The following is a 19,439-nucleotide window of genomic DNA, read 5'->3' on the forward strand; positions in this document are numbered from 1 at the left end:
AAGTCGCGACCTGCTGGATAGAGGGTCGAGCAGACGCGATTCGACCGTTCATTCTTGCAGGTTTCCGCGCGAGAAGCGAGCCGCGACCCGCCGGGGACGTCAGGGCGCGAGCCGCCGGACCGCCTCGAGCGCCTCGCTCGTCGCCCGGACCGCGTCGATCCCGCTGGCGTCGCGGGCCCCGCCGACGACGGCGACCGGCACGCCGACAGCCCGGAGGCCCGCCACCAGCCCGTCGGGTCCGGTCTCCTCCGCCTCGGGCGCGCGTTCCTGTCCGGCGCACACCACGACGTGGTCGGCCGGGACGGCGCGCTCGACGCCCGCCTCGTCGAGGATCCACAGCGTGCCCGGTTCGATCCGCAGGTACGCGCGGACCCCGGCGACGAGGTGCACACCCGCGTCCCGCAGGCGCCCGACGGCCACCCAGCGGGAGGTGATGCCGATCCCCTGGCCGATCTTGCCGGCGCGCCGGAGCACGGTGACCTCGGGGCCGGGCCGCGTGACCCGGTCGACCGCGGGCAGCCGCTGCGGTACGTCGCCGAGGACGTCCCGGGCGACGTCGACGTCCCAGCGCTCGGCGAACTCCGCGGCGCGGACGACCTCGTCGGGCGACTCGACGAGGAAGGCCGCCGTGTCCACGCCGATCCCGCCGCCGCCGACGATCGCGACGGTCCCCGCCGACACGCCCTCGCGGAGGGCCTGCTCGTAGGAGACGACGTGCGGCAGGTCCGCGCCCGGCACGTCGAGCGGTCGCGGGACGACGCCGAGGGCCAGCAGCACCGCGTCGCTCCCGGCCAGGTCGGCGACGGCGGCGCGACGCCCGAGGTGCACCGTGGCACCGCGGTCCGCGAGTTCGGCGACGGCCGCCCGCACGGTCGCCGCGTAGTCCTCCTTGCCGGGGATCGCGGCGGCGAGGGCGAACTGGCCGCCGAGCGACGCGTCGGCCTCCCACAGCGTGACGGTGTGGCCGCGTCGTGCGGCGTCGACCGCGGCGGCCAGGCCGGCCGGTCCCCCGCCGACGACGTCGACCCGCAGCGCCCGACGCGTGTGTCGGGCCGGGAACGCGAGCTCGCGCGCGGCGCGCGGGTTGACCAGGCAGGACACCGGGGCACCGACGATCGACCGGTCGAGGCAGGCCTGGTTGCAGCCGATGCAGGTGTTCACGAGGTCGAACCTGCCGCCGAGCGACCGCGCGACGATGTCCGGGTCGGCGAGGAACGGGCGGGCGAGGGCGACCGCGTCGACGAGGCCGTCGCGGAGCACCGTCTCGCCGTCGCGGAGGTCGGTCATCCGGTTCGACGCGATCACGCGGACGTCCGGGTGGTCGGAGGTCCGCACGACGCGGGCGATGCGCTCCGCGTAGGACACCCACGCCCCGTGCGGCACCGAGGCCTGCACGGTGGGCGTGCGGGACTCGTGCCACCCGATGCCGACCGAGACGCCGTCGAGCCCGAGCGGCAGCAGGTCCCGGACGAGCGCGTCGACCTCGTCGTCGGTCGTCGACCCGGGCATGAGGTCCGCGCCGGAGAGCCGGATCGTCACCGCGAGGTCGGGCACCGCGGCCCGGACGGCACGGACGACCTCGACCGCGAAGCGCCGACGGCGTTCCGGGGTGCCGCCCCACTCGTCCTCGCGGTGGTTCGTCAGCGGCGACTGGAACTGGTTCACGAGGTAGCCCTCGGACGCCATGATCTCGACGCCGTCGAAGCCGATGTCCCGGGCGGACCGCGCGGCGGCGGCGAAGTCCTCGATCGTCGACCGGACCTCGTCCCCGGTGAGTTCCTCCGGGACGACCCCGCGCGCGGCGGCCCACGGCAGGGCGGACGGCGCGACCGCCCGCTGGGGTCGGCCGTGCCGGTCGGTCACGCCCTGCACGAGCGCGTACCGACCCGCGTGGAACAGCTGCGCGAGCACGGTGCCGCCCTCGTCGTGCACGGCGTCGACGGCGACCCGGAAGCGCTCGTCGGCGCCGTCCGCCCCGAACACCGCGAAGTCGGGGCCGCCGCGGGCCTCGTCGCTCACCGCGATGCCCCCGGTCACGATGCACGCGACCCCGCCTGCCGCGCGCTCCCGGTAGAAGGCCGCCATCGCTGCTCCGCCGTCGTCGCGCACCTCGAGTCCGGTGTGCATCGACCCCATCACGACGCGGTTCGACAGGTGCAGGGGGCCGAGGGTCCAGGGCGACGACAGGACCGCGAGGTCCGGCTGGGCGACGGTGCTCATGCCCCTACTCTGCCGGACGCCGCTCCCGGGCCGGTGTTCCTTGTGCCGACCCTCCAACATCACGGGCAGGATGGCCGCATGGACATCCGTTTCACCGAGTCCCGCCCGTCGACCATCGGCGTCGAGTGGGAGCTCCCGCTGGTCGACCGGGACACCGGCGACCTCGCTCCCCGGGCACCCGCCGTGATCGCCGCGGTGCAGGAGCGCCTCGGGGACCACGACCGGGTGACCGAGGAACTCCTCACCAACACCGTCGAGGTCGTCACGGGTGTCCACGAGACCGTCGGGGGTGCCACGAGCGAGCTCGCGGGCATCATCGGCGAGGTCGTCGACGCCGCGGAGCCGCTCGACGCGCAGGTGATGTGCTCCGGCACGCACCCCTTCGCGGTCTGGGACCAGCAGGAGATCACGGCCGACAGCGAGCACTACACGACGCTCATCGACCGGACCCGCTGGTGGGGTCGCCAGATGCTCATCTGGGGTGTCCACGTGCACGTCGGCATCGACGACCGCGACAAGGCCGTGCCGATCATGAACGCGATGCTCGCCTACGTCCCGCACCTGCAGGCGTTCACCGCGTCGAGCCCGTTCTGGGGCGGGACCGACACCGGGTACGCCTCGAACCGTGCGCTCATGTTCCAGCAGCTGCCGACCGGTGGCCTCCCGCCCTCGATCGAGGAGTGGTCGGGCTTCGAGACCGTGGTCGACGACCTGACGAAGACCGGCGTGATCGACGGCTTCAAGGACCTCCGCTGGGACATCCGGCCCTCGCCGGGCTGGGGCACGCTCGAGAACCGCGTCTCCGACGGCATCTCGACCCTGCACGAGGTCGGTGCGGTGACCGCGTTCGTGCAGTGCCTCGTCACGGCCCTGTCCGACCGGCTCGACCGTGGCGAGACGCTGCCGTCGATGCAGCCGTGGTTCATCCGCGAGAACAAGTGGCGCGCGGCCCGCTACGGCATGGACGCAGAGATCATCACGAACGCGGCGGGCGACGAACGCCTCGTCACCGACGAGGTGCACGACCTCGTGCAGCGCCTCGACCCGATCGCCGAACGGCTCGGCTGCCAGCAGGAGCTGCACCACCTCGACACGATGATCGCGGACGGCGCCTCGTACCAGCGGCAGCTCCGCGTCGCGCAGGAGCACGGCGGCGACCTGCGCGCGGTCGTCCGCCACCTGGTCACCGAGCTGCGCGACTCGCTCTAGACGCCACCACCTGTCGGACGGGAGGCGCGGTGCCGGCCGACACCGCGCCTCCCGTCCGGTGGGACGCGCGCTCCGTGACGGCGCCGCTCGACCGGGCCGGGTCCCGGTCAGCGCAGCGCCGGACGGGACCGCGCTGGATCGGGACGGCACCCGGTCGGCGCCGCCCGCAGGCGACGCCGATCCCGGGTCAGCCCTCGATCGGGACCGAGACCGGCGCGCCGGCGCCGAAGCGGACGAGCACGTGGTCCGCGTCGGCCGGGACGCCCTGCAGGGTCACGGCCCGGAGGAGGCCGTTGTACCCGACGAGGGCGTCGGCGAGGTGCGTCCCGTCGGCCAGCGTGATCGACGCGCGGCCCTCGAACCCGGCGGCGTCGAAGCGTGCGGTGCCCGTCGCGCCGCGGACGACGCGGGCGTGGGCACCGTCGGCGACGTTCGCGCCGGTGTCCCCGAGCACGCCCTCGGTGCGGACGCGGTCGAAGCGGGAGCGGTACGCGTCGATGATCACGGGGAAGTCGAACGACGAGCTCAGCTGCGTCGGGATCCGCGCGACGCCGTGCTCGTCGGCACGACCGGTCGCCGAGAGGCCGCCGTCGGCCGTGACGTGGACCTCGAGGCCGGGCGCGGTCTGCACGACCGCGACCCACTTGCCGCCCTGGTCCTCGGCGCCGCGGATGACGGGGGTGCCGTCGGACGGGCCGCCCTCGTCGCCGCCGCCGTTGTCGCCACCGCCGTTGTCACCACCACCGTTGTCACCACCACCGTTGTCGCCACCACCGTTGTCACCGCCGCCGTTGTCGCCACCGTCACCACCGCCGGGCGTCGGGGTGAAGCCCCCGTCCACCGGGCCCGGGGCCGGGACGGCCACGATCGGCTCCGGCTCGACCGAGCCACCCTCGCGCGCCGGGACCGTGGTGGTGACCGACGGCGACGAGACGTTCGGGCGCCCGACGTGCGCGACCCGCACCGAGACCTCGCGCTCGGCGAGCTCGGCGGGCAGGTCCACGCTGAACGTGCCGTCCGGGCGGACCACGGCCGTCCACTGGTCGTCCCCGAGGGACACCTCGGCGAAGAGCCGGCTCCCGGTCGGCTTCGCGTCGATCGAGCCGTCGAGCTGGAAACCCGTGGCCGTCTCGTGCACGCCGGCGACCGCCGGGGCGTCACGGAGCAGGACGATCGCCTGGAACTTCGTCGAGGCGATCTGCTCGTCGCCGCGGAACGCACGTGCCTCGAACGGCCCGGCCGGCACCGACGAGAAGTCGATCGTCGACGCGACGTCGCCCGTGCTCGACGGTTCGCGGAGGTCGAGCAGCGTCGTGCCGGTCGCGGTGTCGACGACCTCGAACCGGTCGAACGCGGGTCCGTGCGCCGCGAAGTCCACCGCGGAGGCGCCCACCGAGTACAGCGGGAGGCCGGCCGCGAGCCCCGAGGAGTGGCCGCCGACCGAGGTCACGGTGAGCGGCAGCTGCACCCCGTCCTCGCCGACCGTCAGCTCGACGCGGCGCGAGTACGACGTGGTGCCGCCGTCGTACTCGAAGTAGACACCGAGCGTCTGTCCGGCGTACCGAGCGGGCACCTGCAGGCGGAACGTGCCGTCCGCCGCGACGTTCGTCGAGCCGAGCTGCGGGTTGCCCCGGACGGCGGCGCGGAAGCGGTTGCCGGGGTTCTCGAAGAGCGTGTGCCCGGCGATCGTGAAGGCGCCGCCGGCGGCGCGCTCCACGCGGTCGATCACGGGCGGCTCGGCACGGTACGTGACCCGGAGCTCGGTGGACGCGACGACCTCGCCGTCGCGGTACGCCTTCGCGACGAGCTGCGGGCCGGGGATCGTCGACAGGTCGAGGGCGCAGCGCGCGGCCCCGGTCGACGACGGTTCGTCGATGCTGCAGACACGCTCGCCCCCGTAGCGGACGACGACCTCGAACCGGTCGAACGCCGGGCCCTCGGCGACGAGTTCCGGGTGCGTCGAGTACACCGTGAAGGAGGCCGAGCTGTCCGACTCGCTCTCCTTGCCCTCCACGGTCTGGATCCGGAGCCCGTCGGCGTGCGGTGCCGAGGACGCGGCGAGCCCGAAGGCCGCGCCGGGCGCAGCGAGTGCGGCGGACGGCCCGGAGATGATCGCGGTACCGACGATCGTGGCGGCACCGAGCACCGCACAGAGACGGCGGGTGTTGCGCTTCATGGAGTTCCTCTCGTTCACGCGGATTGCGTGCGATCAGCGAACACCATGTGATCTGACAGTATTTTGCATGCCATTGCTACCGGCCTCCAGACGGACGGGAGGCCCGTGGCGGTCTCGCCACGGGCCTCCCGTCCGTCTGGGGTCGCGTCAGCGACGTCGGGTCAGCGACGTCAGGTCAGCGACGTCGGGTCAGCGACCGAGGAACTTCTGCAGGCTCGCGAGTTCTTCCTCGGTGGGGGCCTTGCCGCCCTTGGCACCGCCGAAGCCGAAGCCGGAACCGCTCGGGGCCTGCTGCTGCGGCTGTGCCGGAGCACCCGATGCCAGTGCCGCGCGCTTGGCGGGGTTGCCCACCTTCTTCTTCTTGGCGCCGCCGGCCGGCTGCTTCTTCTTGCCGCCGTGCATGCCGGGGATCGGCCCCATGCCGGGCATCTGCGGCACGCCACCGCGGGCGACCGTCTTCATCATCTTCGCGGCCTGCTCGAAGCGGTTCACGAGGGCGTTGACCTCGGTCACGGTCGTGCCGGAACCGCGGGCGATGCGGAGACGACGGGAGCCGTTGAGCAGCTTCGGCAGCTGGCGCTCCTGCTTCGTCATCGACTGGATGATCGCCTCGGTCCGGACGATCTCGCGCTCGTCGAAGTTGTCGAGCGCCTCGCGCATGCCCTTGGCGCCCGGGAGCATGCCGAGCATGCCCTTGATCGAGCCGGCCTTGCGGAGCTGCTGCATCTGCCCGAGGAAGTCGTCGAGCGTGAACGAGTCGCTCGCGATCTTCTCGGCGACCTTGCGGGCTTCTTCTTCGTCGAAGGCACCCTGCGCCTGCTCGATGAGCGAGAGGATGTCGCCGAGGTCGAGGATGCGGCTCGCCATGCGGTCCGGGTGGAACGGCTCGAAGTCGTCGAGGCCCTCGCCCGTGGACGCGAACATGATCGGCCGACCGGTGACGCTCGCCACCGACAGGGCCGCACCACCGCGGGCGTCGCCGTCGAGCTTCGACAGCACGACGCCGGTGAAGTCCACGCCCTCCTGGAAGGCACGCGCGGTGTTCACGGCGTCCTGACCGATCATCGCGTCGATGACGAACAGGACCTCGTCGGGGTCGACCGCCTTGCGGATGTTCGCGGCCTGCTTCATGAGCTCGGCGTCGACGCCGAGGCGACCGGCGGTGTCCACGATGACGGTGTCGTACTGCTGGTCGACGGCTGCCTTGATCGCGTTCTTCGCGACCTTGACCGGGTCGCCGACACCGTTGCCGGGCTCCGGGGCGAAGACGTGGACGCCGGCCTGCTCGCCGACGACCTGGAGCTGCTGCACGGCGTTCGGGCGCTGGAGGTCCGCCGCGACGAGCATCGGCGTGTGGCCGTCCTTCTTGAGCCACTTGCCGAGCTTGCCCGCGAGGGTCGTCTTGCCGGCACCCTGCAGGCCCGCGAGCATGATGACCGTCGGCGGCCGCTTGGCGAACTCGAGCCGCCGCTGCTGCCCACCGAGGATGCCCACGAGTTCCTCGTTGACGATCTGGACGACCTGCTGCGCCGGGTTCAGCGCCTTGTTCACCTCGTCGGAGAGCGCGCGCTCGCGGACGGCCGCGGTGAAGGACTTGACGACCTCGAGCGCGACGTCGGCGTCGAGCAGCGCCCGCCGGATCTCGCGGACGGTGCCGTCGACGTCGGACGGGGTCAGCCGACCCTTGCTCCGCAGGTTGCGGAAGGTCTCGGTCAGCCGGTCGGAGAGAGAGCCGAATTGCGCCATGATCCGTCGATCCTACAGGGCCGTCCCCGACCGGCCGGGACCGGGTCCCGGCCGGGTCCACGGGTAGCCTCGGCGACATGCGGAACGTCCCCGACTCCCTCGACCCTGCCGTCGTCGACGAGATCGACGCGCGACTGGCCGGCGTCCGGACGGACCACGGCGTCGCCGTGCCCTGGGCGATCGAGAGCGGGAGCCGCGCGTGGGGCTTCCCGTCGCCGGACAGCGACTACGACTGTCGCTTCGTCTACGTCCGGCAGCCGGACGACTACCTGTCGCTCTGGCCGGCGCGCGACGTCATCGAGACCCCGCTCGACGCGGTCTTCGACGTCAACGGCTGGGACCTCGGGAAGGCCGTCCGTCTCGCGGTGAACGGGAACGCGACGGTCGGCGAGTGGCTCCGGTCCCCCATCGTCTACTCCGGGGACGAAGGCTTCCGCGACCGCGCCCTGGCGTTCCTGGCGGCCGTCGCCGACCGAGGTCGGATCGGTCGGCACCACCTGCACGTGGCGCTCCGGCAGCAGGAACGGCAGACGACGCTGAAGCGCTTCTTCTACGTGCTCCGCCCGGTGACGACCCTGCGGTGGCTGCGCGAGCACCCGGACTCCGCGCTCCCACCGATGGACCTGCCCACGCTCGTGCAGGAGACCTCGGTGCCGGCCGGGGTTCGGGAGGCCGTGGCCGATCTCATCGAGGTGAAGGCCGCGACCCGGGAACTGGGCTCCGGATCGACCCCCGGCGTGCTCGAGCGATTCGTCGCGGACGAGCTCGAGCGGGCCGCGGCCTTCGACCACCTGCCCCCGGGCGGCCCCACCGACGAGGCACGCGCCCGGGCGGACGACTTCTTCCGCGGCGAGGTCACACGACTGACGCGGTGACCGGGCCCGGTCGCAGCTCCTGACGGTCGCAGGGCGCGCGGCGACCCGATCCGCGAGGATCGCCGAGTTACTGGACTCCGTCCAACAACAAGCGTACGGTCATCCCGTGCCGACACTCGAGGTCTTCCGCCCGCAGGGCCCGCTCCGGTACGACGACGGCCTCGCGCTGCAGCGACGCCTGCGCGCCGACGTCGTCGCAGGGCGCTCTCCCGGCGTCGTCGTGCTGTGCGAGCACCCGTCCGTGTACACCGCGGGCCGCCGGACCGAGCCGTCCGACCTGCCGACCGACGGCTCCCCCGTCGTCGAGGTCGACCGCGGCGGCCGCATCACGTGGCACGGTCCGGGGCAGCTCGTCGCGTACCCGATCGTCCGGCTCGCCGAGCCGCTCGACGTCGTGGCCTGGGTCCGGGACCTCGAGCAGGTCCTCGTCGACGCCGCAGCCGCCGCCGGGGTCCGAGCGGAGCGAGTCGAGGGCCGGAGCGGCGCCTGGGTCCCTGGACCTGCCGACGCGCCGTACGCGAAGGTCGGAGCGATCGGGCTCCACGTGGCCGAGGGCGTCACCAGCCACGGCATCGCGCTCAACTGCACGAACGCGCTCGACGCCTACCGTGCCATCGTCCCGTGCGGCATCGCCGACGCCGGCGTCACCACGCTGAGCGCCGCCGCGGGGCGCACCGTCACGGTGGACGAGGTCGCGGGCGTCGTCGCCGACCGGGTCCAGCACGCCGTCGACGGCATGCGCGCCGGCCGACGCATCAGCAGCACCGCCCGACAGGAGACCACCGCATGACACTCGCCCCCGAGGGCCGCCGGATGCTCCGCGTCGAGGCCCGGAACGCGGAGACCCCGATCGAGACCAAGCCCGCGTGGATCAAGACCCGCGCGGTGCAGGGCCCCGCGTTCCGCGAACTGTCCGGCCTGGTCCGGGACAAGCAGCTGCACACCGTCTGCCAGGAGGCCGGCTGCCCGAACGTCTTCGAGTGCTGGGAGGACCGCGAGGCCACCTTCCTCATCGGTGGCTCCCAGTGCACGCGGCGGTGCGACTTCTGTCAGATCGACACCGGCAAGCCCGAGCCGCTCGACCGCGACGAGCCGCGGCGGGTCGCGGACTCCGTCGCCGAGATGGGCCTGCGGTACGCCACGGTGACCGGGGTCGCCCGCGACGACCTCGAGGACGGCGGCGCCTGGCTCTACGCCGAGACCATCCGAGCGATCCACGAGCACTCCCCCGGCACCGGCGTCGAGATCCTCGTCCCCGACTTCTCCGGCCGGCCCGACCAGCTCGGGCAGGTGTTCGACGCCCGGCCCGAGGTCTTCGCGCACAACGTCGAGACCGTGCCGCGGATCTTCAAGCGCATCCGACCCGCCTTCCGCTTCGACCGGTCGCTCGACGTCATCACGCAGGGGCACGACGCGGGACTCGTGACGAAGTCGAACCTCATCCTCGGCATGGGCGAGGAGCGCGCCGAGGTCGAGGACGCCCTGCACCAGCTCCACGACGCCGGGACGGACATCATCACGCTGACCCAGTACCTCCGGCCGTCACCCCGTCACCTGCCGGTCGCGCGCTGGGTCCGCCCGGAGGAGTTCGTCGAGCTCCGCGAGGTGGCCGAGGGCATCGGGTTCGCCGGCGTCCTCGCCGGACCCCTGGTCCGCTCGTCCTACCGCGCTGGCCGGCTGTGGGCGCGGGCGACCGTCGCGCGCGGCGGCGCGGTGCCGCCGCACCTGGCCCACCTGCTCGACGCATCGCCGGGTCGCCAGGCCGTGTAGGCGACGGACGCGACCGGACGACGCAACGGGAGGCGCTGTGCCAGCTGGCACCGCGCCTCCCGTCCGTCAAGCGGTCACGTCGCGACGTGACCCGCGATCGCTACGCGCGACCGCGGATGCTCCGCAGCAGCCAGCCGATGACGGACAGCAGGATGAGGACGATGCCGATCCACAGCAGGAACTTGAGGGCACCGACGAAGATGCCGCTGAAGAGCAGGACGAGGCCGACGATGATCGCGATGATCAGCAGAGCGGGCATGGGGTGTCTCCTTGGTCTCACGGGGCAGTACGGCGATGACGGTACACGTGTCGCACAGGCGATGCCCAGGCGATCGTCAGGCTGTCGTACCCCGAGGCCTGGTGACCGCAGCGCCTAGCCGACGAGGTTCTGCACGAAGACGTGCGGCGTGAAGCCCGTGAGGTCGTTGATGCCCTCGCCCTGCCCGATGAGCTTGATCGGGATGCCGGTCTTCTCCTGCACGCTGAGGACGAAGCCGGCCTTCGCGGAGCCGTCGAGCTTGGTGATGACGAGCCCGGTGACGCCCGCGCCCTCGATGAACGCCTGCGCCTGGGCGAGGCCGTTCTGGCCGGTCGTGGCGTCGAGGACGAGCAGGACCTCCGCGATCTCGGTCTGCTTCTCGACCACGCGCTTGATCTTGGTGAGCTCGTCCATCAGCCCGGCCTTGGTGTGCAGGCGGCCGGCGGTGTCGATCACGACGATCTCGGTGCCGTCGTGGATGGCCTTCTCGACGGTCTGGTACGCCACCGACGCCGGGTCCTGCCCGGGCTGTGCGGGACGGACGACGTCGACGCCGGCGCGCTGGGCCCACGTCGCGACCTGCTCGACCGCGGCGGCGCGGAACGTGTCCGCCGCGCCCACGAGCACGGTGCGGTCGTACGTCTTCAGGAACTTGGCGAACTTGCCGATCGTCGTGGTCTTGCCGACACCGTTCACCCCGACCACGAGCACGACCGCGGGGCGGTTGCTCAGCTTGAGGGTGGTGTCGAGCTTCGACAGGCGCTCCTCGAGCACCTCGCGGAGCATGCGCTGGAGGTCCGCCGGGTCGGTCGTGCCGTACCGGTCGACGCGGGCGTGCAGGTCCTCGATGACCTCGTCCGCGATGTCGGGGCCGAAGTCCGCACCGATGAGCGCGGTCTCGAGGTCGTCCCACGTGGTCTCGTCGATGGTCTTCCGCTGGAACAGACCGCGGAGCCGGGAGGACAGGGACCAGGAACTCGCCATGTTCCCAGCTTAGGCCGCGGCGGAGGTGCCGGTCGCCCGCTACGCTCGTCGTGAGAAGGGGAGTATTCCTCTCGCGGTGTGCCCGTCAGTACGGTCTGGGACGATCCAGGCCCGGGGCACCGGTCTCCTGCACGGCCCGTCGGATCCCGGCGGCACGGTCAGGCGGCGGAAGAGACCTTCAGGCTTCGGCGTACCCACTCCTCGTGGTGCGCCCCTCCCTGAAGGAACTCTGTTGGACGTCCCCCTGTACGTATGGCTCATCACCCTCGCGGGCATCCTCGCGCTGCTGGTGTTCGACTTCTACTCGCACGTGCGCACGCCGCACGTCCCGCACATCAAGGAGTCCGCCTTCTGGTCGGCGTTCTACGTCGGCCTGGCGATCCTGTTCGGTGTCGGCATCCTCGTGTTCGGCGGCGGGCAGGCCGGCGGTGAGTACTTCGCCGGCTGGTTGACCGAGAAGGCCCTGTCGGTCGACAACCTGTTCGTCTTCCTCATCATCATGACGACCTTCGCGGTGCCGAAGGAGTTCCAGCAGAAGGTGCTGCTGGTCGGCGTCGCGATCGCCCTCGTCGCCCGCGGTGTCTTCATCGCCCTCGGCGTCACGATCATCGAGAACTTCTCGTGGGTGTTCTACCTGTTCGGCGCCCTGCTGTTCTGGCTCGCCTGGTCGCAGGCCCGCAGCAGCGGCGAGCACGACGCGTCCGAGGGCGACTCCCGCCTGATCCGGGTCCTGCGTCGCATCATCCCCACGTCGAAGGACTACGACGGCGACCGCCTCACCACCCGCGTCGACGGCAAGCGCCTGTTCACCCCGATGCTGCTCGTCATGGTCGCCATCGGCCTGACCGACGTGCTGTTCGCCCTCGACTCGATCCCCGCGATCTTCGGTCTCACGCAGGACGCGTTCATCGTGTTCACCGCGAACGCGTTCTCGCTCCTCGGTCTCCGCCAGCTGTACTTCCTCATCGCGGGACTGCTCGAGCGGCTCATCTACCTCGGTCAGGGGCTGGCGGTCATCCTCGCCTTCATCGGCGTGAAGCTCGTCTTCCACGCCATGCACGTCAACGAGCTGCCCTTCATCAACGGCGGCGAGCACATCGAGTGGGCCCCGGAGATCCCGATCTGGTTCTCGCTGAGCTTCATCGCGCTGACGATCACCGTCGCGACGATCGCGTCGCTCGTGGTCTCGAAGAAGCGCCAGGAGCGCGGGCTGACCCCGACGGGCGAGCCGAAGACGGCCGTCGAGGCGGACGCGAAGTAGTCGCCACCGCCTGAGGGACGGGAGGCGCGGTGCCAGCTGGCACCGCGCCTCCAGTCCGTCTGCGGCACGTCCTGTCTGCCGGGCGCTCCGTCTGCGGTGCCCCCTGTCTGCGGCGCCCTCTGTCTGCGGCGCCCTCTGTCTGCGGCGCCCTCTGTCTGCGGCGCCCTCGCGAAAGCGACAGATCGCTCCGGACTGTTCGCGCCCATGTGTCGCTTTCGCGCACCAGCCGACGGACGGGACCCGCGAACTGTCGCTTTCGCGGAGCACACCCGGGCGGCCGGGAGGCGCGATCCGCCGCTGACGTGGCCTGCGACCAGGACCAGGACCAGGACCGGGACCGCGACCGCGACGGGGACCGGGACCGCGACCGCGACGGGGACCGGGACCGCGACCGCGACGGGGACCGGGACCGCGACCGCGACGGGGGCCGGGCCCGCGACGGGGACCGGGACCGCGACGGGGCCGGGGCCGGGACCGGGACCGGCGCTACGCGACCGCGTCGGCGGGCTCCGACCCGCGGCGCTGCTGCACGCGCTGGCCGACGACCGCCGACACACCGTCCTGCCGCATCGAGACGCCGTACAGCGCGTCGGCGATCTCCATCGTGCGCTTCTGGTGCGTGATGACGATGAGCTGCGAGGACTCGCGGAGCCGCTCGAACACGGTCAGCAGCCGCCCGAGGTTCGCGTCGTCGAGCGCCGCCTCGACCTCGTCCATGATGTAGAACGGCGACGGGCGCGCCGTGAAGATCGCCACGAGGAGCGCCACGGCCGCGAGGGACCGCTCCCCGCCGGACAGCAGCGTCAGCCGGTCGATCTTCTTGCCGGCGGGCTTCACCTGCACGTCGATCCCGGTGGCGAGCAGGTCGTCGGGGTCGGTCAGCGAGATCGACCCGGAGCCGCCCGGGAACAGGATCGGGAACACGACGTCGAAGGCATCGCGGGTGTCGTTGAACGCGGACTCGAAGATCGTCTGCATCTTCGTGTCGAGCTCCTCGATGATCGTCAGGAGGTCCGCGCGGGTCTTCTGCAGGTCGTCGAGCTGCTCGGCGAGGAACGCGTGCCGCTGCTCGAGCGCCTGGAACTCCTCGAGCGCGAGCGGGTTCACCTTGCCGAGCCGACCGAGGTCCCGCTCGGCGGCGGCGAGGCGCTGCTCCTGCTCGGCGCGCACGTACGGGACGGTCTCGACCTCGCCGGGGTCGATGCCCTCGGTGGTGTCGTACTCGGGCAGCGCGGGGCCGCCCGGCAGCGTCGACTCGGCCGGGACGAGCGCGGGGACGTCGTCGTCGGACGCGGCGGTGTCCTCGGACACAGCGGCGGTGTCGGCGGACGCAGCGGCACCGGCGGACGCAGCGGCACCGTCGGACGCAGCGGCGTCGTCGTCCCGCTCGCCGTCCTCGGCCGCCGCACGTGCCCGCTCGGCGTCCCGGTGCCGCCGCGCGAGCACCCGCGGGTCGACCAGGACGTCGACCGGGACCGGCACGTGCGGCCCGTACTCCGCCACGAGCACGGCCTCCCCCAGCCCGAGCTCGCTCTGGGCACGGTCGAGCACCCCGGACACGTGCAGCTTCTTCTCGTAGATCTCCATCTCGAGGGAGTGCACGCCGTCGGTGATCGTCTGCAGCCGGTCACGGAGCCCGCGTTCCTCGGCACGGATCGCCTGGAGCTCGGTGTTGCGCTTCGTCCGCTCGGACTCCTCGGTCGCCAGGCGCACCCGAGCCTCGGCCAGCGAGCGGTCGACGGCACCGAGCACCACGGGCAGGTCGGCGAGCACGTCCTCGGCGACGGCGATCTGTCCGCGACGCACGACGGCGAGCCGGGCGGCCTCCTCGGCAGCGGCGCGCTCGGCCTCGAGCTGCCGTTGCAGCCCCGCCGCCCGGTTCCGCTCCGACCGCGCCCGCTCGCGGATCGTCTCCACCTGGATGCGGTGCTCGATCTGGGCGGCACGCGCGGCCTCGAGGGCGTCCAGCAGCGCGGGCCGACCCGAGGCGTCGACCGTCGGTCGCTCCTGCGCGTCGAAGGCGGCCAGCGCCTGCTCGGCCTCGGCGAGGGCCTGCTCGGCCGCCTCGACGCCGCCGTCGGTCTCGCCGAGCGCGGCGCGCAGCCGCTCGACCTCCGCCGCCGCGTTCTCGGCCCGCGCTCGCGTCGACGCACTCGACCGGTCGTACTCGGCCTTGGCCGCGGTGTGCGCGCGGAGCGCCCGGTCCGCCTCGTCCGTCCGGCGGCGTGCGTCCTCGACGGCGCTGCGCGCGGCCTGGAGGCCCGTGGCCGCGTCCTCGGCGTCGCTCGCGACGGCGTCGCGGCGGCTCCGGGCGTCGTCGCGTTCCGCGACGAGTTCGATGCGGGACACGGCGCGTTCCCCGCCGCCGGTGACGCGGACGCGGCCCACGAGGTCGCCGGAGGGCGTCACGACCGTCGCTTGCGGGGCGGCGGTGAGCACGGCCTCCAGGTCGACCCCGTCGTCCAGTGCGACGAGCGTCGTGCGCAGGAGCGCGGTGATCGCCGCCGGTCCCCGCACCAGGTCGAGGGCCGGGCGGACGCCCGGCGGCAGGTCGGCGGGCAGACCCGGTGCGTCGCCGCTGCCGTCGGCGACGTCGGCGACGACGACGTCGACGCGGCCGAGGTCGGCGGCGCGGGCGTGCTCGACGGTCGCGAGCGCGGTGCCGCGGTCCGCCGCGAGGACGGCGTCGGCGAGCCCGTCGAGCGCGGCGGCGACCGCGGCCTCGTGTCCGGGCTCGACGGTGAGGGCGTCCGCGAGGCGCCCGAGGACCCCCTCGCGCGCGGCGTCGATGACGGCCTGCGAGCCGTCGCGGACGTCGATCGACATGCCGAGGGCGGCGACCCGTGCGTCGAGGGCGTCGCGCTCGCGCTCCAGGGCGTGCAGCCGGTCACGCCGGGCGTCACGGTCGGCCTGCGCCGTCTCGAGCGCCTGCCGCGCGGCGTCGAGCGTCGCGGCGAGGGCGTCGGCGTCCACGCCCTCGGCCGGGTCGACGCCGACGTCGGTCAGCGCTGCGGCGGCGCGCTCGGCACGCTCCTCGGCCTCGGCGAGGGCACGGGCGCGGCGGTCGCGGTCGGCGACGACGGACCCGCGGCGCGACCGGGCGACCTCGACGGCGCCGCGGAGGCGCTGCGCTTCGAGGTCGTGCGCGGAGACCCGGGCGGCCTGCGCCGCGATCTGCTCGTCGAGGGCGTCGAGCCGGTCACGGGCATCCTGCACCGCGGCGGCCGTCGCACCGGCCCCCGCGGCGGTCTCGGCGGCACGCGCCTCCAACCGCTCGGCCTCGGCGCGGACGCCCTGCACGCGCTCCGGGGTGATCGTCGGGCCCTGCTGCGGGGCGTCGGCCTGCTGCGCGAGGAACATCAGCCGCTGGTTCGCCAGGCTCGACAGGCCGCGGAGGCGCTCCTGCACGCTCTCGAGCCGGTGCACCACGGTCCGGGCGCGGTCGACGTCGTCGCCGACCAGGCTCTGCTCGACCTGCTGCTGCCGCGCACGCGTCTGCTCGAGCCGTTCCTGCAGGACGATGCGCTCGGACTTGCGCCCGGTCTCGACCTCCTGGTGCTCGTGCAGCTCGCGGCGGAGCCGGACGACGTCGTCGGCGAGCAGGCGGGCCTTGGCGTCCCGGAAGACGGCCGCGACCGACTGGGCCCGCCGAGCCACCTCGGCCTGCCGTCCGAGCGGCTTGAGCTGCCGTCGGATCTCGCCCGCGAGGTCGGACAGGCGGGTGAGGTTCGTCTGCATCGCGTCGAGCTTGCGGAGGGTCTTCTCCTTGCGACGCCGGTGCTTGAGGATCCCGGCCGCCTCCTCGATGAAGCCGCGGCGGTCCTCGGGGGTGGCGTGCAGCACCTTGTCGAGCTGCCCCTGCCCGACGATGACGTGCATCTCGCGGCCGAGGCCGGTGTCGCTCAGGAGCTCCTGGACGTCGAGCAGGCGGCAGTTCTCGCCGTTGATCGCGTACTCGCTGCCGCCGTTCCGGAACAGCGTGCGGGCGATGGTCACCTCGGAGTACTCGATCGGCAGCAGGCCGTCGCTGTTGTCGATCGTCAGGAGCACCTGGGCGCGGCCGAGCGGACCGCGGGTCGAGGTCCCGGCGAAGATGACGTCCTCCATCTTGCCGCCGCGGAGGGTCTTCGCCCCCTGCTCCCCCATCACCCAGGCGAGGGCGTCGACCACGTTGGACTTGCCCGAGCCGTTCGGGCCGACGATGCACGTGACACCGGGCTCGAACGCGAACGTCGTCGGCTGCGCGAAGGACTTGAACCCCTTGATGGTCAGGCTCTTCAAGTACATGCGGGTCTCCGGGCGGTCTGCTGCGCTGCTGCTGACGGTGCTGCTCGGCGTCAGGCTAGCGCCTGCGCTGCCGCGGAGCGGGCTGGCACACGGGGCAGCGGTGGCTCGACCGGTTCATGAACGCCTCGCGCACGATCGTCGTCCCGCAGCGCGGACACGGCTCGCCCTGCTGCCCGTACACGGCCAGGCGCTGGGAGAAGTACCCGGACTGGCCGTTCACGTTGACGTACTGCGCGTCGAAGCTCGTCCCGCCGTCCTCGAGGGCCCGGCGGAGCACGCTGCGGACCTCGGCGAGCAGCCCGTGCAGGTCGGCGCGGGGCAGGCGTTCGGCGGGGCGGTCGAAGTGCAGTCGCGCGGCCCACAGGGACTCGTCGGCGTAGATGTTGCCGATGCCGCTCACGACGCCCTGGTCGAGGAGCACGCGCTTGATCCCACTCGAACGCCTGCGCGCCGCCGCGACGAACCGGTCGTCGTCGAACGCGGGGTCGAGCGGGTCGCGGGCGATGTGCGAGACCTGCGTCGGGATGGTCCGACGCCACGCAGCGTCCGGCTCCCGGGCGTCGACCGCGCCCGCGGACCCGGCGGGTGCGCCGTCCACCGTGGGCACCATCGCGTCGATCGCCATCGACCCGAACGTGCGCTGGTCGACGAACTCGAGCTCGACGGGGTCCTCGACGCGGCCGTCGGGGCGGACGGTCGCCGGTTGCACGTCGATCGTGATGCGGCGGTGCCTCGACGGCGGCCGGTCGCGGCCGAGCAGGATCTGGCCGCTCATGCCGAGGTGCGCGACGAGCGCCTCCGGCCGGGCGTCGTCGTGCGCGGACGTCAGCGGGAACCACATGAACTTCCCGCGGCGTACGGCTGCGGCGATCGTGCGGCCGGTCAGGCGCTCGGCGAAGTCCTCCGCCGGACCGTCGTGGCGCGTGAGTGCCCGGTCGTCGGCGACGTCGACGTGCAGCACCCGGGCGCCGCTGACGGCGGGTTCGAGACCGGCGCGGACGACCTCGACCTCGGGGAGTTCGGGCACGCGGTCAGGCCGCCCGGCCGGACAGCCGCGTCCACGCCTGGAGCGCGGCAGCCATCTCGGCGGTCTTCTTGCTCGACCCGGAGCCGGTCGACACCGACTCGCCCTGCAGCACGACGGTCGCGTGGAAGGTCTTGTCGTGGTCGGGACCTTCCTCGGTCACCCGGTAGGACGGGTTGCCGAGGGAGAGGGTCGCGGCGAGCTCCTGCAGGCTCGTCTTGGGGTCCATCGCGGCGCCGAACCGGTCGGGGTCGACCATGAGCGGCTCGACCAGGCGGAGCACGAGCGCGGTGGCGGCGTCGGGGCCCGCGGACAGGTACGTGGCACCGATGACGGCCTCGACGGTGTCGGCGAGGATCGACGCCTTGTCACGGCCGCCGGTCTGTTCCTCGCCCTTGCCCAGGCGCAGGTACGCGCCGAGGCCGATCATGCGGCCGATCTCGGCGAGGGCGACCGTCGAGACGAGGCTGGCACGCCGCTTGGCGAGTTCGCCCTCGTCGAGGTCGGGGAAGGACCGGAAGAGCTTCACGGTCACGGCCTGGCCGAGGATGGAGTCCCCGAGGAACTCGAGGCGCTCGTTGTGCCGGATCCCGCCGTGCTCGTACGCGTACGAGCGGTGGGTCAGGGCGAGCTGCAGGAGCTCGAGGTCGATGTCGGCCTCGAGGAGCCCCTGCAGACGGACGACGTCCGGCCCCACGGGGCGGGACCCCGTGGTGCCGGACGTCGCGGTCATGCGTGGAGTCCGATCAGACGTCGGCGACCTTGCGGCCCTTGTACTCCATGTACAGGGGCGTGCCGGCCGAGTCCTCGACGACCTTCGCGCGGTGCGGGAGGCTGTAGGTGACCTGACCGTTCTCGATCGTCTTCACGAGCTGGACCGGCGCGGCCTTCCACTGCGAACGACGGGCGTGCGTGTTGGCACGGGACTGCTTGCGCTTGGGAACGGCCATGGTGGTTCTCTTTCGGTAGGTCGGTGGTCGGTGTGCGAGGAGCGTCAGGCCGTGCGGCCGTCGTCCTCGGGGCTCTGGTTCGGTGTGCTGCCAGCCGGGCTGTCAGCGCTGTCGTCGCTCTGGAAGCCGCCCAGGGCGGCCCAACGCGGGTCCAGGACCTCGCGAGGCGTGTGGTCCTCGAGGTCGGCCAGGCGCTCACCCGTCTCCGGGTCGAGTCCTGGGCAGTCCGGTCGGCAGACCGGCTGGAACGGCAGCGACAGCACCACCGCATCTCGAACGACCGGTTCGCAGTCCACGTGGTCATCGCGAACGAAGAAGTCGAAATCCTCCGAGACATCGTACGCGAACAGCTCGGCGAAATCGACCTCGACGGGCTCGCTGATGTCGATGAGGCAGCGGGAGCACTCCCCGGTCGCCTCACCCGAGGCGTGCCCGGAGACGAGGACGCCCTCGTGCAGGCCCTCGAGCCGGACGTCCAGGTGGAGCTCGGCGCCCTCGCGGACGGCGATCACGCCGGCACCCATCGCGTCCGGCACCTCGACGTCGAGCGAGTGCTCGCGCATCTCGCCCGGGCGGTGCGCGAGGTCACGCACGCGCAGGGCGTAGGGGCTGTTCACGGGGGAAGACACGATCGACGATCCTAGCCTGATCCGGGCGGGGAGTCGAGGCAGCAGCGGG

Annotated in this window: 15 protein-coding genes; 5 read left to right on the top strand and 10 right to left on the bottom strand. The window is 72.7% G+C overall.

Features of this window, described 5'->3' with window-relative positions; all coding sequences use genetic code 11:
* Positions 1-99 precede the first annotated feature (99 nt).
* Positions 100-2,220: an FAD-dependent oxidoreductase gene (locus QOL16_RS10370; RefSeq protein WP_071284068.1), complete on the bottom strand. Its 2,121-nt coding sequence runs from the start codon at positions 2,218-2,220 to the stop codon at positions 100-102.
* A 78-nt stretch (positions 2,221-2,298) separates the two neighbouring features.
* Here QOL16_RS10370 and QOL16_RS10375 point away from each other — a divergent pair, with 78 nt between their 5' ends.
* A complete protein-coding gene (locus QOL16_RS10375; protein WP_071284071.1) occupies positions 2,299-3,429 on the top strand; it encodes a glutamate--cysteine ligase in 1,131 nt (376 codons plus the stop codon).
* A 187-nt stretch (positions 3,430-3,616) separates the two neighbouring features.
* On the opposite strand, the gene QOL16_RS10380 is transcribed toward QOL16_RS10375, so the two are convergent.
* Positions 3,617-5,605, bottom strand: coding sequence for a hypothetical protein (locus QOL16_RS10380; RefSeq protein WP_305410809.1), 1,989 nt, complete (start codon positions 5,603-5,605; stop codon positions 3,617-3,619).
* Positions 5,606-5,794: 189 nt separating this feature from the next.
* The gene (gene ffh, locus QOL16_RS10385; protein ID WP_071284076.1) at positions 5,795-7,351 is read right to left on the bottom strand and encodes a signal recognition particle protein; all 1,557 of its coding nucleotides are present in this window, start codon (positions 7,349-7,351) and stop codon (positions 5,795-5,797) included.
* Between the two features lie 77 nt (positions 7,352-7,428).
* On the opposite strand from ffh, the gene QOL16_RS10390 reads away from it, so the two are divergent.
* The 3 genes from QOL16_RS10390 to lipA all read left to right on the top strand — a co-directional run bounded on the left by QOL16_RS10390 (position 7,429) and on the right by lipA (position 9,996).
* Positions 7,429-8,226 carry a nucleotidyltransferase domain-containing protein gene (locus tag QOL16_RS10390; protein ID WP_065961974.1) on the top strand — a complete coding sequence of 266 codons (798 nt, stop codon included), beginning with the start codon at positions 7,429-7,431 and terminating at the stop codon, positions 8,224-8,226.
* Between the two features lie 106 nt (positions 8,227-8,332).
* Positions 8,333-9,016: a lipoyl(octanoyl) transferase LipB gene (gene lipB, locus QOL16_RS10395; protein ID WP_065961973.1), complete on the top strand. Its 684-nt coding sequence runs from the start codon at positions 8,333-8,335 to the stop codon at positions 9,014-9,016.
* The gene (gene lipA / locus QOL16_RS10400; protein ID WP_065961971.1) at positions 9,013-9,996 is read left to right on the top strand and encodes a lipoyl synthase; all 984 of its coding nucleotides are present in this window, start codon (positions 9,013-9,015) and stop codon (positions 9,994-9,996) included. The genes lipB and lipA overlap by 4 nt, the downstream gene beginning before the upstream one ends.
* A 100-nt stretch (positions 9,997-10,096) precedes the next feature.
* Here the strand turns inward: lipA and QOL16_RS10405 are convergent, their stop codons facing one another.
* Positions 10,097-10,255: a hypothetical protein gene (locus tag QOL16_RS10405; protein WP_171898750.1), complete on the bottom strand. Its 159-nt coding sequence runs from the start codon at positions 10,253-10,255 to the stop codon at positions 10,097-10,099.
* Positions 10,256-10,369: 114 nt separating this feature from the next.
* On the bottom strand, positions 10,370-11,239 hold the full coding sequence (gene ftsY / locus QOL16_RS10410; RefSeq protein WP_065961969.1) for a signal recognition particle-docking protein FtsY: 870 nt from the start codon (positions 11,237-11,239) through the stop codon (positions 10,370-10,372).
* A 232-nt stretch (positions 11,240-11,471) separates the two neighbouring features.
* On the opposite strand from ftsY, the gene QOL16_RS10415 reads away from it, so the two are divergent.
* The gene (locus QOL16_RS10415; RefSeq protein ID WP_071284080.1) at positions 11,472-12,500 is read left to right on the top strand and encodes a TerC family protein; all 1,029 of its coding nucleotides are present in this window, start codon (positions 11,472-11,474) and stop codon (positions 12,498-12,500) included.
* A gap of 486 nt (positions 12,501-12,986) precedes the next feature.
* Here the strand turns inward: QOL16_RS10415 and QOL16_RS10420 are convergent, their stop codons facing one another.
* Genes QOL16_RS10420 through QOL16_RS10440 form a run of 5 tightly spaced genes read right to left on the bottom strand, consistent with a single transcriptional unit; the run spans position 12,987 to position 19,378 of the window.
* Positions 12,987-16,787, bottom strand: a complete 3,801-nt coding sequence (locus QOL16_RS10420) for an AAA family ATPase (protein ID WP_071284083.1) — start codon at positions 16,785-16,787, stop codon at positions 12,987-12,989.
* Between the two features lie 55 nt (positions 16,788-16,842).
* Complete coding sequence (gene mutM, locus QOL16_RS10425; protein WP_071284087.1) at positions 16,843-17,814, bottom strand: bifunctional DNA-formamidopyrimidine glycosylase/DNA-(apurinic or apyrimidinic site) lyase; 972 nt, start codon at positions 17,812-17,814, stop codon at positions 16,843-16,845.
* A gap of 4 nt (positions 17,815-17,818) precedes the next feature.
* Positions 17,819-18,544, bottom strand: coding sequence for a ribonuclease III (gene rnc / locus QOL16_RS10430; protein ID WP_083230260.1), 726 nt, complete (start codon positions 18,542-18,544; stop codon positions 17,819-17,821).
* A 13-nt stretch (positions 18,545-18,557) separates the two neighbouring features.
* Positions 18,558-18,761 carry a 50S ribosomal protein L32 gene (gene rpmF, locus QOL16_RS10435; protein WP_056126067.1) on the bottom strand — a complete coding sequence of 68 codons (204 nt, stop codon included), beginning with the start codon at positions 18,759-18,761 and terminating at the stop codon, positions 18,558-18,560.
* 44 nt (positions 18,762-18,805) lie between these two features.
* The gene (locus tag QOL16_RS10440; protein WP_065962735.1) at positions 18,806-19,378 is read right to left on the bottom strand and encodes a DUF177 domain-containing protein; all 573 of its coding nucleotides are present in this window, start codon (positions 19,376-19,378) and stop codon (positions 18,806-18,808) included.
* Positions 19,379-19,439 lie beyond the last annotated feature (61 nt).

Origin of the sequence: Curtobacterium sp. MCBA15_004, from assembly GCF_001865055.2 — a bacterium.
In the GTDB taxonomy this organism is placed as follows: Bacteria; Actinomycetota; Actinomycetes; order Actinomycetales; family Microbacteriaceae; genus Curtobacterium.

What these genes read in the sequence shown, in the direction of transcription:
- QOL16_RS10370 (WP_071284068.1), bottom strand. Translation starts at nt 2,220, where the DNA reads ATGAGCACCGTCGCCCAGCCGGACCTCGCGGTCCTGTCGTCGCCCTGG.
- QOL16_RS10375 (WP_071284071.1), top strand. Translation starts at nt 2,299, where the DNA reads ATGGACATCCGTTTCACCGAGTCCCGCCCGTCGACCATCGGCGTCGAG.
- QOL16_RS10380 (WP_305410809.1), bottom strand. Translation starts at nt 5,605, where the DNA reads ATGAAGCGCAACACCCGCCGTCTCTGTGCGGTGCTCGGTGCCGCCACG.
- ffh (WP_071284076.1), bottom strand. Translation starts at nt 7,351, where the DNA reads ATGGCGCAATTCGGCTCTCTCTCCGACCGGCTGACCGAGACCTTCCGC.
- QOL16_RS10390 (WP_065961974.1), top strand. Translation starts at nt 7,429, where the DNA reads ATGCGGAACGTCCCCGACTCCCTCGACCCTGCCGTCGTCGACGAGATC.
- lipA (WP_065961971.1), top strand. Translation starts at nt 9,013, where the DNA reads ATGACACTCGCCCCCGAGGGCCGCCGGATGCTCCGCGTCGAGGCCCGG.
- QOL16_RS10405 (WP_171898750.1), bottom strand. Translation starts at nt 10,255, where the DNA reads ATGCCCGCTCTGCTGATCATCGCGATCATCGTCGGCCTCGTCCTGCTC.
- ftsY (WP_065961969.1), bottom strand. Translation starts at nt 11,239, where the DNA reads ATGGCGAGTTCCTGGTCCCTGTCCTCCCGGCTCCGCGGTCTGTTCCAG.
- QOL16_RS10420 (WP_071284083.1), bottom strand. Translation starts at nt 16,787, where the DNA reads ATGTACTTGAAGAGCCTGACCATCAAGGGGTTCAAGTCCTTCGCGCAG.
- rnc (WP_083230260.1), bottom strand. Translation starts at nt 18,544, where the DNA reads ATGACCGCGACGTCCGGCACCACGGGGTCCCGCCCCGTGGGGCCGGAC.
- rpmF (WP_056126067.1), bottom strand. Translation starts at nt 18,761, where the DNA reads ATGGCCGTTCCCAAGCGCAAGCAGTCCCGTGCCAACACGCACGCCCGT.